At 71.5% G+C, this 16,461-nt stretch carries 8 protein-coding genes; 2 read left to right on the top strand and 6 right to left on the bottom strand.

Annotated features, from left to right (window positions below):
• The first annotated feature begins 73 nt into the window (after positions 1-73).
• Complete coding sequence (locus WMF12_RS19055) at positions 74-1,135, top strand: EfeM/EfeO family lipoprotein (protein ID WP_437872994.1); 1,062 nt, start codon at positions 74-76, stop codon at positions 1,133-1,135.
• Between the two features lie 100 nt (positions 1,136-1,235).
• Here WMF12_RS19055 and WMF12_RS19050 read toward each other — a convergent pair whose 3' ends face one another.
• The 5 genes from WMF12_RS19050 to WMF12_RS19030 form a co-directional block, all read right to left on the bottom strand.
• On the bottom strand, positions 1,236-2,009 hold the full coding sequence (locus tag WMF12_RS19050; protein WP_437872993.1) for a PP2C family protein-serine/threonine phosphatase: 774 nt from the start codon (positions 2,007-2,009) through the stop codon (positions 1,236-1,238).
• 138 nt (positions 2,010-2,147) lie between these two features.
• The gene (locus WMF12_RS19045) at positions 2,148-3,647 is read right to left on the bottom strand and encodes a hypothetical protein (protein WP_437872992.1); all 1,500 of its coding nucleotides are present in this window, start codon (positions 3,645-3,647) and stop codon (positions 2,148-2,150) included.
• 251 nt (positions 3,648-3,898) lie between these two features.
• Complete coding sequence (locus tag WMF12_RS19040; protein WP_437872991.1) at positions 3,899-5,737, bottom strand: OmpA family protein; 1,839 nt, start codon at positions 5,735-5,737, stop codon at positions 3,899-3,901.
• Between the two features lie 212 nt (positions 5,738-5,949).
• Entirely contained in the window at positions 5,950-6,615 is a 666-nt protein-coding gene (locus WMF12_RS19035; RefSeq protein ID WP_437872990.1) for a hypothetical protein, read from the bottom strand.
• A gap of 255 nt (positions 6,616-6,870) precedes the next feature.
• The gene (locus tag WMF12_RS19030) at positions 6,871-10,341 is read right to left on the bottom strand and encodes a thrombospondin type 3 repeat-containing protein (protein WP_437872989.1); all 3,471 of its coding nucleotides are present in this window, start codon (positions 10,339-10,341) and stop codon (positions 6,871-6,873) included.
• Between the two features lie 271 nt (positions 10,342-10,612).
• Between WMF12_RS19030 and WMF12_RS19025 the strand changes: the two genes are divergently transcribed.
• Complete coding sequence (locus WMF12_RS19025; RefSeq protein ID WP_437872988.1) at positions 10,613-14,320, top strand: Kelch repeat-containing protein; 3,708 nt, start codon at positions 10,613-10,615, stop codon at positions 14,318-14,320.
• Between the two features lie 238 nt (positions 14,321-14,558).
• On the opposite strand, the gene WMF12_RS19020 is transcribed toward WMF12_RS19025, so the two are convergent.
• Positions 14,559-16,451 carry a PEGA domain-containing protein gene (locus tag WMF12_RS19020; RefSeq protein WP_437872987.1) on the bottom strand — a complete coding sequence of 631 codons (1,893 nt, stop codon included), beginning with the start codon at positions 16,449-16,451 and terminating at the stop codon, positions 14,559-14,561.
• Between the last annotated feature and the right edge of the window lie 10 nt (positions 16,452-16,461).

Here is a 16,461-nt window from a genome sequence, read left to right as displayed (position 1 = left end):
CCACCGAGACGCACACGCACCAATCCACATCGCGCGCTCGTCCAACGCGAGCGGTGACAAGGAGCTCAACATCATGCACATCCCCGCCCGCTTGCGGTCCGGTCTGGCCATCGCCGCCGCCGCCCTCTCGCTTCCTGCGTGTGGAAGCGACAACGAGACGCTGCTCACCGACGCGGAGTACGAGCAGCAGGCCGTGTCCGACGTGAAGACCTTCATCCAGGGCAACATCGACCAGTTCGCCGCCGCCACGGCCGCGCTCCAGGCGGCCGCGCCCGCGCCGGACGCCGACGGGTGGAGCGCGGCGAGCGACAAGGAGGCCGTCGATGCCATGAAGGCCGAGTGGAAGAAGGCACGGCAAGCCTACGAGAGCATCGAAGGAGCCATCGCGGTCGTCTTTCCGGATCTCGACTACTCGACGGATGCCCGCTACGACGCGTTCATCGAGGTCGAGGCCGACGACAACCTCTTCGACGGTGAGGGGGTGACCGGCGTGCACGCCATCGAGCGCATCCTCTGGGCCGACGCGATCCCGGAGCCCGTCCTCGCCTTCGAGTCTGAGCTCGATAACTACAGCGAGGCTGCCTTCCCTGCCACCGAGGCCGAGGCCGCTTCGTTCAAGGACGCGCTCTGCGCGCGCCTCGCGGCCGACGCGGCGAAGATGCAATCGGATTTCGGCTCGCTCGCGCTCGACGCGCCGTCCGCCTACCGCGGGGTCATCGCCTCCATCGCGGAGCAGGTGGAGAAGACCAGCAAGGCGGCGACCGGAGAGGAGGAGTCGCGCTACGCCCAGTACACGCTCGCCGACATGCGCGCGAACGTCGCGGCCGGCGTGGCGACCTACGAGGCCTTCCAGCCGTGGATCCTGACCAAGGGCGCCGAAGGCGCGGAGGTCGACAAGGCGGTGCGCGACGGCTTCGAGCGGCTGTCGAGCGCGTACGACGCGATCGAAGGCGACGCGCTGCCGCCGCTTCCGGAGGGGTGGAGCGAGGCGGAGCCGACCGACGAGCAGCTCGCAACGCCGTTCGGGAAGCTGTTCTCGCTCGTGGAGCACGAGAGCGACGACGCGACCCCGGGCACGCTCGCCAGCGACATGACAAGGTCCGCCGATCTGCTCCGGATCAAGACGCTCCCGTAGAGCGGGGCGCATCTTCGTGCGCTACTGGCTCATCCGCGTCGTTCGGCAGCCCGTATCCCACGAAGCAGCACCCCGCTCCGGCGCGGCGCGCTCGGCCGCGTCAGCCGCCGGCGTTCCACCGCACGAGCACGCACGTGACGTTGTCGGGGCCGCCGTGCTGGTTGGCGCGGTCGATGAGGGACCGCGCCGTCGCGGCGAGGTCGCTCTCCTGCGCGAGCAGCTCGGCGATCTCCAGCTCAGGGACCGGGCCCGAGAGCCCGTCCGAGCAGATCAGCAGGAGATCTCCGGCCTCGGGCCGCTCGACGCGCGTGGCCACGTCGACCGTCTTGCCCATCCCGAGCGCGCGCGTCACGACGTTGCGGGCGAGCAGCGGATCCACATCGTCAGGCAGCTGCTCGCCGCTGTTCAGGTGCTCGTTCCAGAGCGAGTGATCCTCGGTGAGCCGCTCGAGCCGGCGCCTTCGGTAACGGTAGACGCGGCTGTCGCCGACGTGCGCGATGCACGCCGAGCTCCCGTCGACGTAGACGCCCGCGAACGTCGTCCCCATGCCGTAGCAGAGCGGGTCGCGCTGCCCGACCTCGAAGATGCGCTCGTTGGCGCGCCAGATGGACGAGACCAGGCGCAGCTCGAGGGGCGTCACCTCCTCGTCGTACCCCGTCGGCTGGGTGATCTCGCCCTCGCCGTCCTTGCAGAACGAGCGCACGATGTCGACCGCCATCCGTGACGCGACCTCCCCACCGGCGGCGCCGCCGATGCCGTCCGCGACGACGAAGAGGCCGAGATCCAGATCGACCGCGAAGCTGTCCTCGTTGTGCTCGCGCTGGTGGCCAACGTGGCTGTCACCGGCGGCTTCGATGTGGAGCGGGGGGTTCACAGAGCTTCCTCGTCAGCGGGACGCGTGTCGTGCCGGGAGCATCCAGCGGCGGGACGCCTCGCGCAAGTCAGGAAGGAGCTCAATTCGAGTGAAGAGCGCCGGCCTGCTCGGGCACGTGCGTGACGTGCGTGACGCGCGTCACGTGCGCAGCGCGGCGGTCGCTGGCGACTGGAGAGGCGGATGGGCGCCGTGCGGCTCGCTGCGCTGCCCGGCAGGGGGCGGGACGCTGGCCGTGAGGGCCTCGAAGCGGCCGTTCTTCCAGGTCACGAGGCCTCCCGAGAGGCGCGCGGCGCTGCCCGCCCCCGGCTCGGACCTCAGCCAGACCAGGGGGCGCGCGGCGAAGACCGGCTTGGTGCAGGCCACGTCCTCGAAGGCGGCGGACCACGAGCCGGTATTGCCGAAGAACAGCCCGCCCTCCCAGGTGCCCTCGGGCGTGTGCGTGTGGCCGAAGACGACCGCTCTGGCGCGATGGGCGCGGGCGACGTGGCGCGCGGCGCGACTGACGCGCTGCCACGTCGCGTCGAGCGGGAGCTTCGGCACGAGGCGCTCGTAGACGATGAGCGCCGCCGGCGCGACGAGCGCCCCCGGCGCGAGCCAGAGCGGAGCGAGCACCAGCCACACGAGCGCCACCGCGACCGCGAGCAGCGCCAGCGCGGCCCGGTCGAGCCACAGCTCGCGCGCGACGAGCCCCAGCCGATCCTCCGCCGGGGGTGCGAACAGGCGGGCGTGACGGGCCACGGCGCGGAGCGGGGCGCCCGTCTCCTGCGCCGCGGCGGCGAGGCACTCGCGCAGGCGAGCGCGCCTCTCCGGCTCGCGCCGGCGCACGAGCTCGACGAGCGTGCGGAGCGCGCCGAGCGCCCACGCGCCCGCGAGCGAGCGGCTGGAGAACATGTAGTAACGCGCCCAGTGCGCGAGGTACCCGAACGCGGACAGCATGAACGAGGCGTCCACGTGCGGGTTGAAGTAGCCCATCCGCGACACGAGCAGCCGGCACACGAGCGAGCCCATGGTGGGCTGGATCTCGCCGGGTTTACGCCCGAACGGGACCATCGGGTAGCGGTAGCTGCAATACGCGTCGTACTGGTTGCCGTGCTCCACGATGATGCCGTCGGGCGTCTTGTGGAACCACGCGCGAAACACGACGCGCGCGCCGAGCGCCGCGCGCGCGGCGCTGGAGAGCGGCGCGTCGGCCAGCGCGGCGAGCGCCGCATCGACGACGCGGGCCCGGACCAGGTCGCGCACCTCGGGCAACGTGAGCTGGACGTCGTGGTTGCCGGAGATGAACACGACGGTGTGCCCGTCCGCGACGACGCGACCGAGCGCCTCGATGAACACCGGGTGGTCCGCGAGGATCGCCTTCATCGCAGGGACCGCGTGCTCGGCGCTGCGGGGGAGATCGTGAAAGACGCTCTGCTGGTCGATCACGCGCGGCGCATCGAAGTCGAACACATCGCCGTTGAGCACGAGCGTGAGCTCATCACGCTCGGCGCCGCGCGCCGCGCCCTGCCTCATCTCGTCCCGGAGCGCGTCCAGCATCGCCGCGACCTCGCTGTCGGGGGAGTAAGGAGCCTGACGGTAGCGCATCCACAGGCCGTCACCCGGCTCGAGCTCGCAAAGATGGATATCTGAGATCGCCACCGTATGGAGCATTCGATAAGGTGACACACTCGCCCGTCCACGGCCGTCAGGGAACGGTCACGGCCAGGGGTCGGGCGGTGGCGGAGGCGCATGCGGGCGCGGCGCAGCATGACGTGCCGCGGCGCTGCGATCGCCCTGGACTGCGAGGTATCGGCGTCTGCGCGTCCGGGCGGCTGTCGGGATTTGTGGTGTCTTGGGCGTTATGTCGCTCGTGGTCGAGCGTGTTGCGCCACGACGCCGGCGCTTGCTCGCTAGGGCTTTCCCTTGCGCTTGACGATCACGAACTGCACGCGGCGGTTCTTCTGGCGCCCTGTCTTGACGCGGTTGTCCCCGACCGGCTGCTCGAAGCCGTAGCCCTTGGCGACGAGCTTCTCCCTCGGAACCCCGGCGGCCACGAGCCACGAGAGGACCGCGTCCGCGCGCTGCTGCGACAGGCGGAGGTTGTATTCCTCGGTCCCGTTGTCGTCGGTGTGGCCTTGCACCTCGACGAGCTCGATGTCCGGGTTCTGCTGGATGGCGTCGCGCACCTCGTACAGGATCTCGTCGGAGATGGGATCGACCGTCTCGGCGCGCGACTTGCCGTAGACGACGAACTGCACCGGCTTGGACGTCTTGATCTCGTCGGCGTTGACACGAACGAACCTGGGGCAGCCGTTCTGTCGTGGATCAGGATCGGAGGGCCCCCGCTCGTTCGGGCAGGCGTCCGCGGTGCCGCGCACGCCGTCTCCATCCGGATCGTCCGGGCAGCCGTTCTGCTTCGGGTCACGGTTCGCCGGCCCCTTGACCTTGGGGCAGGCGTCCGAAGCGTCGGCGATGCCGTCGCCGTCCGCGTCGCCAGGGCAGCCGACCTTCTTCGGGTCGTCGCTCGCCCCGCCGCGCACGCTGGGGCAGGCGTCGATGCCGTCGTGGAAGCCGTCGTCGTCCGAGTCCTCGGGGCAGCCGTTCTCCGTGGCGTCGGCGCTGCGGGCGCCCGGGGTGCTCGGGCACGCGTCGTCGATGTCGAGCACCGCGTCCCCGTCGCGATCCGCCGGAGGACATCCGTCCTTCGCGCGATCGGGTGAAGGATCGCCCTTCACGTCGGGGCACGCGTCGATGTCGTCGTTGATGCCGTCGTCGTCCTTGTCGCCCGCGACGGCGGCGGCCTGGGCGCGATCCGGGGCCGGCTTCGGGAGCGGCGTCCAGCCGACCATGCCGACCGCGCGGACCGGCGGTGTGCCGATGGCGCTCGTGAGGCCCGGGCCGACCGCGGCGCCGAACGTGAGGCCGTCGAGGACGCGCAGCTTGGCGCCGAAGAGCAGCTCGGCGTTGACGCTCGCCTCGTCGCGCTGCACCGGCGTGCTCGAGAGCAGGAGCTCCTCGCCGAGCGGCGCCCCGCCGTACGCCTCGGCGCCGAGCTGGAGGAGATCGCCGGCGATCAGGAGCCCGGCTGCGCCGCCGAACGTGAACAGCTGCGGCCGGTTGGGGCCGCCCCCGAGCTCGACGCCGCCGCTCGCGCTCCACAGGAACCCGAGCGACGAGCCCGCCGAGCCGACGCGCCCGCCGAGGCTCGCGTGGACGGCGCCGCGAGCCTCGGCGTCGCCGGTGTACTGCGCCGGCGAGCCGGTGGGCGCGAACAGGTAGCCGCCGATCCCGAGCTGGAGCGGGCCTGCGTCTTCCCCGAGCAGGCGGACGCGCGCGCCGAAGCGCAGGTCGCCGAGCTCGGGCGCCGTCAGCTCGGTGAACTCGACGCCGGGGATGCCCGGGTCGTCGCCCCCTTGCGCGACGGCGAGGGGTGCGTCGATCGAGAGCAGGAGGCGATCCCAGAGCGCGAGCGAGGCGTCGAGGCGGAGGAACGTCTGCGAGGAGACGAGGTCGACGGGGGTCTCACCGCTGGTGTGGATGGGGCGGTGGGCGTAATCGAGCATCACGTAGGCGCGCGGCGCGAGGTGGCCGGGAGCGGCCGGAGAAGGCACGCCGAAGAAGGCGTCTCCAGCGGGCGCCGGCTCGAACCGATCCAGGGAGAAGCCGCCGGTGGATTGACCTCGCGAGGCGCCGGCGAGCGTCATGAGGACGGCCGTGGACGCGACCGCTGCGACGGAGGAATGCCTCATCGGCCGGGCACGATAGCGGGGGCGCGTGGCGGGGGGCAACATCCGCATTTTTTCCCTGGCCGCGGCGATCCTGGGCGAGGTCCAGGAGACGGTCTGCGACCCGCTCGCGCCGCGTTCGACGTGGCCACGATTCTGGCCACAGGACGACGGCGCGCGGAGGGCGCGCCGCGCCAGGGACGATCAACGGCTATGGAATGGCCGAGCGCGGCGCGTCACGGACAGTCGCCGAAGGCGCTGTTGGGAACGACGCTGCGCGTGATATCCGCCGTGACGGTGGGGATGTCCTGTGTCCAGACGTGATCCGTGGGAGCCGCGTCGCAAGTCCCATTCTGTGAAAGGTCCACGTACCAGTGCATCTTGTACGCTTTGTCGCCGGGTATCTGCCCCGTCACGCTGAACGTGCCGTCGGCCTCGATCGCGTCCGACGCGCTCAGGGCCGGCGCGGCGTCGCCGGCAGCGACGACGGCCACGTAGACCATGTCACCAGCGGTGTAGGCGGGAACGTAACCGGTGCCGCGGAGGGTGAAATTGAAGCTCTCGCCCGACGTGCCGCCTGCTCCCGCGCCGCCGGAGCCGCCCGCTCCCGCGCCGCCCGTTCCCGTCCCGCCGGCGCCGCCCGTTCCCGCACCGCCGGAGCCGCCTGTTCCCGCACCGCCGGAGCCGCCTGTTCCCGCGCCGCCGGAGCCGCCCGCGCCCTCGCCGCCAGCGCCGCCCGTCCCAACGCTGCTCGTGCTGCCCTCACCCGTGGTGGTGGTCGTCGTCGAGCTCGAGGTCGTCGCGTCCCCCGTGGCGTCGTCACCTCCGCATCCCGCGCCCGTACCGGCGATGACGAGCGCGCCCATCGCCATCCACACCGCGATCCACCGAGATGCCTGCATGAGGGTCCTCCTTGAAGCTCCGTTATGGCGGGGCGCATCTCCGTGCGCCGCGGGCTCATCCGCGTCGTTCGGCTCGCTGAGGCGTACTTTCGTACGCCTCACTCGCCTGCCTGGCGGCTGAGGCCCGTATCACACGAATCTGCGCCTCGCTATCCAAGATTGACGATATCGGACGGCTGCGTCGACGAGGAGCCACCGCGCTCGCCGGGCGTAGCTCTCAGGTGGTCGCCAGAGCCCAGTTTCCGCGGCGTGGATTCATGCCGCCCGTCGCGGTTGCAGCCGGCCTCGCCGCCGGAGCACGGCGGCGAGGATCAGCAGCATCCCCCACGCCTCCCGGGACATCGGTGCACGTCCCATGCGGCAGTCGCAGCCGCCTTGGAAATCTGGCGACGTCGCGCCGCCGCTGGTCGCAGTCGTCGTCGCGGCCTCACCGCCAGCGCCGCCCATGCCGCCAGCGCCGCCCGCTCCGCCGGCCCCTCCGCCGCCGCCGCTGCCGGTCGGATCCGGCGGCTCGCAGGCGTCACCCTGGCCGTCCTCGTCGGTGTCGGTCTGTTCGGGGTTCGCCACGCTCGGGCAGTTGTCGGTGTCGGTCACCACCCCGTCGCCGTCGGGATCGCAGGCATCGCCGAGATCATCCCCGTTCGCGTCTTCCTGCCCGGCGTTCGCCAAGCTCGGGCAGTTGTCGCAGACGTCGCCGTGGCGGTCGTCGTCGGCGTCTGCCTGATCGGCATTCACGATCTGCGGGCAATTGTCGTCCGCGTCAGGGATCGAGTCGCCGTCGGCGTCATCATCGCAGGGATCGCCGAGGCCGTCGCCGTCGATGTCGGCCTGCGGCTCGCCCGGCGCAGGCGGCGGGTTCGCCGCGAAATCGCAGTTGTCGTCCTCGTTGATCACCCCGTCAGCGTCCGGATCGCCGTCAGGATCGCACGCGTCGCCGTCGCCGTCGCCGTCGGCGTCTTGCTGGCCGGCGTTCGCCAGGCTCGGGCAGTTGTCGTCGACGTCGAGCGTGCCGTCGTTGTCCGAGTCGCCGTCGCACACGTCACCCTTGCCGTCGCCATCGGTGTCGACCTGTGGCTCGCCCGGCGCGGGCGGCGGGTTCGCCATGAGGCGGCAGTTGTCGTCGCCGTCGAGCACCTCATCTTCGTCCGCGTCGGTGTCCCGGTAATCCGGGGTCCCATCGCCGTCTGTGTCGGTCGCCGGCGTGTTCAGCAGAGCATCCCCGGCCTCTTCGGAATCGAGCACCTCGTCGCCGTCGCTGTCGGGGTCCACGGCGTCGATGAACGCGTCATCGTCGGTGTTGTTGGTCGGATCGGCAGGATTGTCGCGGTTCAACACCTCCTCGAAGTCGCCGATGGTGTCCCCGTCGGAGTCGACGCTCGTCGGGTCGGTCCGGAGCGCCGCCTCCTCTGCATCCGTGAGGAGGTCGTTGTCGTCGTCGTCGTCGCAGACGTCCCCGTCGCTATCGCCGTCGGTATCGAGCTGGTTGGTGTTGATGTCGTATCCGCAGTTGTCATCTGCGTCGAGGACGCGGTCGTTGTCGTCGTCATCGTCGCACTCGTCACCGAGCGCGTCGTCGGGCCCGTTCTTCGGGTTGTTCTCCTGCCCCGGGTTCGGCGTGGTGCGGCAGTTGTCGCCGCCGTCCGGCACCCCGTCCGCGTCGTCGTCGTTGTCGCACGCGTCGCCCTGCGCGTCACCGCCCGCGAGGCTCAGGTCGGTGTTGATCTGGGTGCTGTTCGGCGCGAACTGGCAGTTGTCGGCGGCGTCGAGCACGCCGTCGGCGTCGTCGTCGTTGTCGCACGCGTCGCCCAGCGCATCGCCGCTCGCAAGGTTCAGATCCGTGTTGGCCTGGGCGCTGTTCGGCGTCGTGATGCAGTTGTCGTTCACGTCGGGCACGCCGTCGGCGTCGTCGTCGTCGTCGCAGGCGTCGCCGAACCCGTCGCCGTCGGTCAGGTCCTCGTCCGTGTTCGTCTGATCCACGTTGCGCTGGAGCGGACAGTTGTCGGTGGCGTCGGGCACGCCGTCGGCGTCGTCGTCGTTGTCGCACGCGTCGCCCAGCGTGTCGCCGCCGGGCAGGTTCCGGTCCGTGTTGCGCTGGCTCGTGTTCGGCTCGGTCGGGCAGTTGTCGGTGGTGTCGAGCACGCCGTCGGCGTCGTCGTCGTCATCGCACGCGTCGCCCCGCGTGTCGCCGGTGGCAGCGTCGGTGTTCGTCTGGTTCGCGTTCGCCGTGGTCGGGCAGTTGTCGCATGCGTCGCCTATCTGGTCCCCATCGCTGTCGTCCTGCTCGCTCGTCCCGCTGGGCCTGTTCGGCGTCGCAGGGCAATTGTCGCAGACGTTGCCGACTCCATCGTGGTCATCGTCGAGCTGGCCGGCGTTGGCGATGCTGGCGCAGTTGTCGCAGGCGTTGCCGAAGCCGTCGCCGTCGCTGTCGACCTGGGTCGTGTTGGCGACCTCGGGGCAGTTGTCGCAAGCATTGCCGACGTTGTCATTGTCGCCGTCGGCCTGGTTCGCGGTGATGAGGCGCGGGCAGTTGTCGCAATCGTCGCCGAAGCCGTCGCCGTCGGTGTCGACCTGGGTCAGGGTCGCGACGTACGGGCAGAGGTCGCACGCGTTTCCGAAGGCGTCGCCGTCCTCGTTCTGCTGGTCGTTCGCGCGCTCCATGCAGTTGTCGCACGCATCGCCGACCCCATCGAGGTCGCTGTCCGACTGGCTCGGGTTCGACGTGGCAGGGCAGTTGTCGCACGCGTTGCCGAACGCGTCGCTGTCCCCGTTCGCCTGGTTCGCGTTCGCGCGGCTCAGGCAGTTGTCGCACGCGTCGCCGACCCCATCGCCATCCGTGTCCTCCTGGAGGCCGTTGGGCGTGCCAGGGCAGTTGTCGCACGTGTCGCCGACCCCGTCGTCATCGCCGTCCGCCTGGTTCTCGTTCGCGCGGTTCTGGCAGTTGTCGCAGGCGTTGCCGATCGTATCGCCGTCGGTGTCCGCCTGGTTGTTGTTGGCCATGTCAGGACAGTTGTCGCAGACGTCGCCGAAGAGGTCGCCGTCAGGGTTGTGCTGATCGGTGTTCGGGGCGTTTGCGCAGTTGTCGCAGTCGTCTCCGACGCCATCGTTGTCCCTGTCCCGCTGATCGTTGTTGTGTGCGGTGGGGCAGTTGTCGCAGGCGTCGCCGTAGTTGTCGCTATCGGCATTGGCCTGGCTGGCGTTCGAGACGTTGAGACAGTTGTCGTTGAAGTCGGTGTCGCCATCCGCGTCGTTGTCGGTCTCGCAGATGTTCCCCCGCCCGTCGCTATCGCTGTCGAGCTGGTCCTCGTTGCTGGACGTGTCGCAGTTGTCGCAGACATCCGGCACGCCATCGCGGTCGTCGTCGAAGTCCGGATCCGCTGCCATGGGCGTGGGAATCGTCGGACACCTGTCGGCAGTGTCCGCTATCCCATCGCCATCGTCGTCGAGATCGGCGTCATCCGGGGTGCCGTCGTTGTCATCGTCATTGTCGCAAGCGTCGCCCTGAGCGTCGCCATCGCCATTGTACTGGCTCGGGTTGCTGACCCCAGGGCAGTTGTCGACGCCGTTCGCGACCTCGTCGTTGTCCGTGTCCCACGGCGTCGCGCTCGCCGGCCGGGGCACGAGCGCCACGAGCGTGAGCAGGCCCGCGATCAGCGGCAAGAGCCCGCGTCGCGCGGCGCCGGCGTGCGCGAGGTGGCGGGACATCCAGGGCAAGGCGGGGAAAGTCATCGCGGCTCCTCCAGACAGATCGCGCCGTACGCGACAGCGCCCCCGTAAGCCTACCCAGTTTCGCCCTCCTCCTGGGGAGGTTTTCCTCGGCCGCGCGCTCGATCGAGCGGCGATCGCCCGCCGCCGCGTCCCCGTGTCGGAGGCCACGTCGGAGGAGCCCCCGCCGCTCTCGACGCGCCGCCTCACTGTTCGGCGGCGGGCCGCCTTCTGTTAGGATGGCCCAGATCCGCCCTCTCACGTCGCGCGCGCCGCGCCGACCACGGAACGACCCTTGCGAAACCACCGCGTGCTGCGACTCGGCTTCAGGCTGCGAACGGCTGCGCTGCTCTCTGCGTGCGCCATTCTCCCCCAGGTCCTTGGCTGCTCCGACGAGGGCGCCTCGCGCCGCTCGCCTCCGTCCGGCCCCGGGTCGCCTCAGGCGGTGCCGCCCGGAGCGCGCGCCCGCATCGCCGCGATCCGCGCGCGCTTCGCCGACGCCATCGCCTTTAGCCCCGTCAAGATCGTCGCGGCGACTCCGGCCGGCGCCCTGCGCGTGGCAGCCCCGGAGGCCGCCGCGGCGTCCGTCGAGCTCCCGGCGCGCGCCGCCGGTCCGGTGCGCCTCGCCGACGGCGCGTCTCGCGTCTCGATCGCCTTCTCCCTCGTCGACGCCGCCGACGTGCCTGCGGCGGTCGACAGCGGCCTCGTCCTCTACGCAGGCGCGCTGCGCGCCGAAGGCGGCGGCGCCCGCGACGTCCTGCACCGCGTCCTCCCGAACGGCACCGAGGACTTCGTCGTCTTCGAGCAGGAGCCGGCGCGCAAGGAGCTCCGCTACCGGGTCGACGTCACCGCCGTCTCGGGCCTCCGCCTCGTGGAGCGCACGCTCGAGTTCCTCGACGCCGGTGGCTCGCCCCGCCTGCGCGTCGCGCCCCCCTACCTCGTCGACGCGACCGGCGCGCGCGTTCCGGCCTCGCTCTCCGTCGAGGGCTGCTCCGTCGACACGAGCCCTCGCGCCCCGTGGGGCCGGCCGGTCACCCCGCCGGGCGCGCCGGCGTGCACGGTGATCGTCGGATGGCAGCCCGCCGGCGTTCGGTACCCGGCGCTCGTCGACCCGCAGTGGATCGCCACGACAAACCAGATGATCACGCCGCGCGCCCGTCACACAGCCACCGTGATCGACCCGGCGAACCCTGCGAGCCCCGTGCTCTTCGCGGGCGGGTTCGACGCGTCCGGGGGCGCTCTCGTGACGGCGGAGCTGTACTTCCCGCTCGACCGCACGTTCGCGAGCACCGACGCGATGGACGTCGCGCGCGGCGCCCACACCGCCACGGCGGTCACGAAGCTCGCCCCGGCGGCGCCGTCGGATCCTGCGCCTCCGCCGCCGGCGGTCGTCGTCGTGGGCGGCAGCAGCCAGCGCACCAGCGGCACGCCGGTCGCTGCCGTCGAGGTCTACAACCCGGCCACCGGCCAGTTCGTCAGGGACGCGGGGGCCTCTCTGGGCCGGTTCAATCACTCGGCCACCCTCCTCGATCCAGGCGAGGTCCTGGTCGCAGGCGGCCTCGCGGATCCGCTCAACCAGCCCACGAGCACCGCTTCCCTCTACACCTTCAGCGCCTTCGGACCGAACGGCGGCGCGCCCGTCACGAGCACGCTCGCCTCCGTGGGCAGCATGGCGACCTCGCGCCACGCCCACACGGCGGTCCGCCTGAAGACGGGGAATGTGCTCGTCGCAGGCGGCTTCGTCCTCTCGGGCGCGGCGCTCACCTCGGCCGAGATCTTCCACGAGGACGAGGGCGTCTTCCGGCCGATCGCCGTCCTCTCGCCCTCAGCGACCCCGATGACGGCGCAGATGAGCGCCCTCCGTGGCTTCCACACGGCGACGCTCATCGACCGTGCGGAGGCGCTGGGCGGTCAGGCGGCGACGACGCTCGATTCAGGCGAGGTGATCCTCGTCGGAGGCACCACCCGGGTCTCCGGTGGCGCCTACGTCCGCACCATCGACATCTACCACGACGGCGTGGCCGATCCGACGAAGCGGGGCTTCGAGCTCCAGCCGACGCCGATCTCCATGGCGAACGCGCGCGCCAACCACACGGCGAGCCTGCTGCCCACCGGCGACGTCCTCATCGCCGGCGGGTTCGACGGCACGACCTCGCTCTCGAGCGCCGCCATCTACGATCCGCTGACCAGGAAGTTCAGCGCCCTCAGCCTGCCGGCCGGTTCGCTTGCACAGGAGGCTCGTCGGGAGCACGCCGCCGTCGTCGTCAACGCCGGCACCGACCGCGTCGCAGGCCGGGCGGTGCTCGTCGCGGGCGGCATCGGGGCCACGAGCGCGCAGCCGCTCGCCAGCGCGCAGCTGCTCATCAAGGCGAACGGCGAGGCGTGTGCGCACGATCAGGAGTGTGCATCAGGGCATTGCTCCGATACGGAGAACGTCTGCTGCAACGAGGCGTGCGACCAGGAGTGCTTCTCGTGCACGGCGTCGGGCAAGGGGACGGGCAGCGATGGCGCCTGTGGTCCTGCGAAGCTCGACACGGAGCTCCCCGTCGTTTGCGTCAACCAGATCGAAGTGCACAACCGCTGCGATGGCCACGGGCGCGCGCTGGCTCATGAATCCACGAAGGACTGCAAGCCCGGCCGCTGCGGCAGCAACAACAGGTGCATCCTCTATTGCCTGGACGACTGCGGTTGCGACGAGAGCGGCTGGTGCGACGTCGGCGTCGGCGATCCGGACGCCTGCGGTGAGGCCGGCGGCGCCGGCGGTGCATCGTCCGGAACGGGTGGTGGTGGTGCGGGCGGCGCGTCCACCGGCGCGGGTGCAGGCGGCGCAGGCGGCGCGTCCGCTGGAGCAGGTGGCGCGGGCGCAGGCGGCGCAGCCGCTGGGTCGGGTGGCGCGGGCGGTGCGTCCGCTGGATCGGGTGGCGCGGGCGCAGGCGGCGCAGCCGCTGGATCGGGTGGCGCTGGTGCCGGCGGTGTAGGCGGCGCGTCCGCTGGATCGGGTGGCGCGGGTGCCGGCGGCGCGTCCGCTGGATCGGGTGGCGCGGGTGCCGGCGGCGCGTCCGCTGGATCGGGTGGCGCGGGTGCCGGCGGCGCAGCCGCTGGAGGCAGCGGAGGTGCAGGTGGCGCAGGCGGAGCATCTGCCGGATCGGGTGGTGCACCGCCCGGGTCGGGTCTGTGTCTCGATCGACTCGCCAACGGCGCCGAGTGCACGCGTGATCGCCAGTGCGTCTCGGGCCATTGCGTCGACGGTTTCTGCTGCGATTTCCGGTGCGATGGCCAGTGTCAGGCATGCGACGTGGTGAACAACGTCGGCAGGTGCACGAACGTCGGGACGCCTGTCGACCACGAGTCGCCGCACCCCAACGAGGGCGGCACCTTCCTGCGTGAGGCCTGCCCCGGTGAGGGCGCGTGTGCCGGTTACTGCGGCGGCGCCACCGACGCCAAGTGCATGTTCCCCGTGGAAGGGGCGGTCGCGAAGACCTTCACGTGCTCCTGCCCGGACGAGGGCTGCATCGTGGGTCCCGCGACGCTCACGCGCTTCTTCTGCGCAGGAGACGGCCGCGAGAACGAGCCGGTGGTCGAGCGCTGCGGCGGGTTCAAGTGCGCGGACGAGACCGCCTGCAAGACCTCCTGCGCCTCCGACGACGACTGCATCCAGGACTTCGTCTGCCTCGACGGCGTCTGCGCCGACCTCGAGGAGATCGGACCGCGCTGCGACGGCGAGCACACGCTCCGATCCCCGGGCGTCGACACGGACTGCACCCCGTACAGCTGCCCGCTGGGCGGCAGCGCCTGCGCCTCACCGTGCAGCTCGGTGGCCGACTGCGTCGATGGCATGGTGTGCAACCTCGCGAACCAGTGCGTCCCGCAGATCGATCCGTCGGAGGTCCCGTCCTGCTCCTGCGGCGTCGTCGGCGCCCCCGCCGAGCGCAATACCGCAGGCCTCTCCGTCCTCGTCGGCGTCGCCGCGGCGCTGGCCGGGCTTCGCCGCCGGCGGCGCTAGAGCGGCGGTCACCCGCTTCGGATACGGGCCCACCTCGGCGTTTTCGGTGCTCAGCGCACCGGAGTGCGCTTGCGCGCCGAAAACGCCGATCTGGGCCCGTCTCCTGTGCGGGAGACCGCCGCTCTGCTGCGGCTCTGGATGGCGCAGAGGGGGGCGGAAACCGCTGTAGACGATCAAGACGCATGCAACGGCGCGCGGCGCGTCGCGGCCGCGCACCGACGCGTCAGCGCGGGTCTCGTCAGAACTGGTAACGCAGGCTCGCCCCAGGCGAGAACATCAAGACGAAATCCCCCATGAGCGACTCTGGCTCGTAGGTGCCGATCCCGTCCGTCGAGGCCGACAGCTCGATCGTCCTGTCCCACTTCGGCTTGCTGAGGCCGATCAGCAGCAGCAGCTTCAGGCTGCCGGACACCTCCCACCGCTCTCCGAGCCGCAGGCCGAGCCGCACCTCAGGATCCGCGTAGAAGTAGGTCGCCGAGGCGAAGTCGACCACCGGGAACGTGTTGAACCACTCCCCGCCGGTCGTCCTGAACCTGCCGGTCCGCTCATCGCGGACCTCGCCGACGAGCACCCCCGCGCCCAGCCGGAGCAGCGCCGGGAAGCGCTCGCCGAAGTGGTATCCGAACGTCGCGCCGGCAAGGAAGCCGCCCAGGCGGAGCGTGTCGCTCGCCGTGCCGTCGAGCGGATCCCGGTAGCCGACCGGCCTGAGCGTCGCCGAGCGCTCGTCGAGCTGCTGCGCCGCGAACAGGCCGCCGAGCTCGATCCCGACGCCGATCCCCGAGCCGAGCTCGTAACCTCCGTGGATCATGCCGAGCCCGCCAAGGCCGAGCGAGCTGGAGCAACCCGAGTCGCAGCCGTCCGTGATCTCGCCGCCCAGCGTCGGCGCCAGCAAGAACGACGCGCTCACGTCGAGCGTGATCTTCGGCGGTTTGCGCCAGATATCCGCGTCCTCGTCGCGCTCGAGCCCCATGTCGAGGCTCTGGCGCTGGCCCTTCTGCAGCGTCACCGTGCGCGTCCCGGTGACGAACCCGTCGGCCTTCACCTCGACCCGGTGCGTGCCGGCCTTGAGCCGGCCGAGCCAGACGCCGTTGCCCACGTTGACCGAGTTGATCCACACGCTCGCGCCGGGCGGCGTGGGGTCGACCCGCAGCGACGCGTCGAGATCCTCGGCGAGCAGCGACAGCGTCGTGAGCTCCTGCGGCTTCACGGGCGCCGCCGTCGGCTGCGTCCCGAGCTTCCCCGCGCCGCGCAGCGCCACCATGTGATCGCCGACCGACAGCGCGCCGATCCACGGGGTCTGCCCCACGACGACGTTGTCGACGAGCACGTCGACCGTCTTGCCGGCGCGCTCCACCACGCGCAGCCGGCCGGAGCGGGTCAGCCTGCGGAGCTTCGCGTTCACCGTGGCGGTCTGCCCCCCGGCGACGTCGACGCGCGTCTCCACCGGCTCGTAGCCTTCCTTGAAGACGCGGATGACGTGCGCGCCCGCCGCCACGCGGATCGGCTTGACGGGCGGGTACTGCCCGCGCTCCTCGCCGCTCACCACGATGGACGCCCCGGGCTCCGCGTTCGTGATGTCGAGCGTCCCCACGAGCGCCCGCAGCTCGGCGATCTCCCGCTGCGCGGCCGCGCGCTCGGCGGCCGACATCGTGAAATCGCGGAGGAAGGTCTCGAACATCTCGAGCGCCTCGTCGTAGCGCTGGAGCTTGCGCAGCGCGATCGCGGCGTTGTTCGTGGCCACGCGCGTCGGGAAGAGCTTGCGCGAGAGGAGGAACTCCGCGAGCGCAGGGCCCCACGCCTCCTCGCGCAGCAGCGTGAGCCCCTTCTCGAAGTGGAGCCGCGCCACCTGCCGGTCCGTCTCGGAGACGGGCGCCTCCTCGGCCGGCACCGCAGCCCCGGTGGCCGGCGCTGCGCCTTCCCTGGCCGGCGCGCCGGCTTCCGCGGCGGGCGCGGCGCCCTCCTTGACCGGGGCGGCGGCGTCCGTGGCCGGCGGCGCCGGCTGCGCGAGCGCCGGTCCGGCGGCGACCGCGACCGCGACCGCGGCCGAGAGCGCGCGCAGCCGCGGCGCTGCGCGGGGACGCCGCGCGAGGGAGAGAGGAAGAGAGCCGCCGCGCCGCGTACGCAGATCCATTCGATCGAGC

Source organism: Sorangium sp. So ce363 (assembly GCF_051520435.1).
GTDB classification, from domain to species: domain Bacteria; phylum Myxococcota_A; class Polyangia; order Polyangiales; family Polyangiaceae; genus Sorangium; species Sorangium cellulosum_B.
The sequence above is the reverse complement of the archived record's forward strand: the minus strand, read 5'-3'. Positions and strand labels throughout refer to the sequence as shown.

What these genes read in the sequence shown, in the direction of transcription:
- WMF12_RS19055 (WP_437872994.1), top strand. Translation starts at nt 74, where the DNA reads ATGCACATCCCCGCCCGCTTGCGGTCCGGTCTGGCCATCGCCGCCGCC.
- WMF12_RS19040 (WP_437872991.1), bottom strand. Translation starts at nt 5,737, where the DNA reads ATGAGGCATTCCTCCGTCGCAGCGGTCGCGTCCACGGCCGTCCTCATG.
- WMF12_RS19035 (WP_437872990.1), bottom strand. Translation starts at nt 6,615, where the DNA reads ATGCAGGCATCTCGGTGGATCGCGGTGTGGATGGCGATGGGCGCGCTC.
- WMF12_RS19030 (WP_437872989.1), bottom strand. Translation starts at nt 10,341, where the DNA reads ATGACTTTCCCCGCCTTGCCCTGGATGTCCCGCCACCTCGCGCACGCC.
- WMF12_RS19020 (WP_437872987.1), bottom strand. Translation starts at nt 16,451, where the DNA reads ATGGATCTGCGTACGCGGCGCGGCGGCTCTCTTCCTCTCTCCCTCGCG.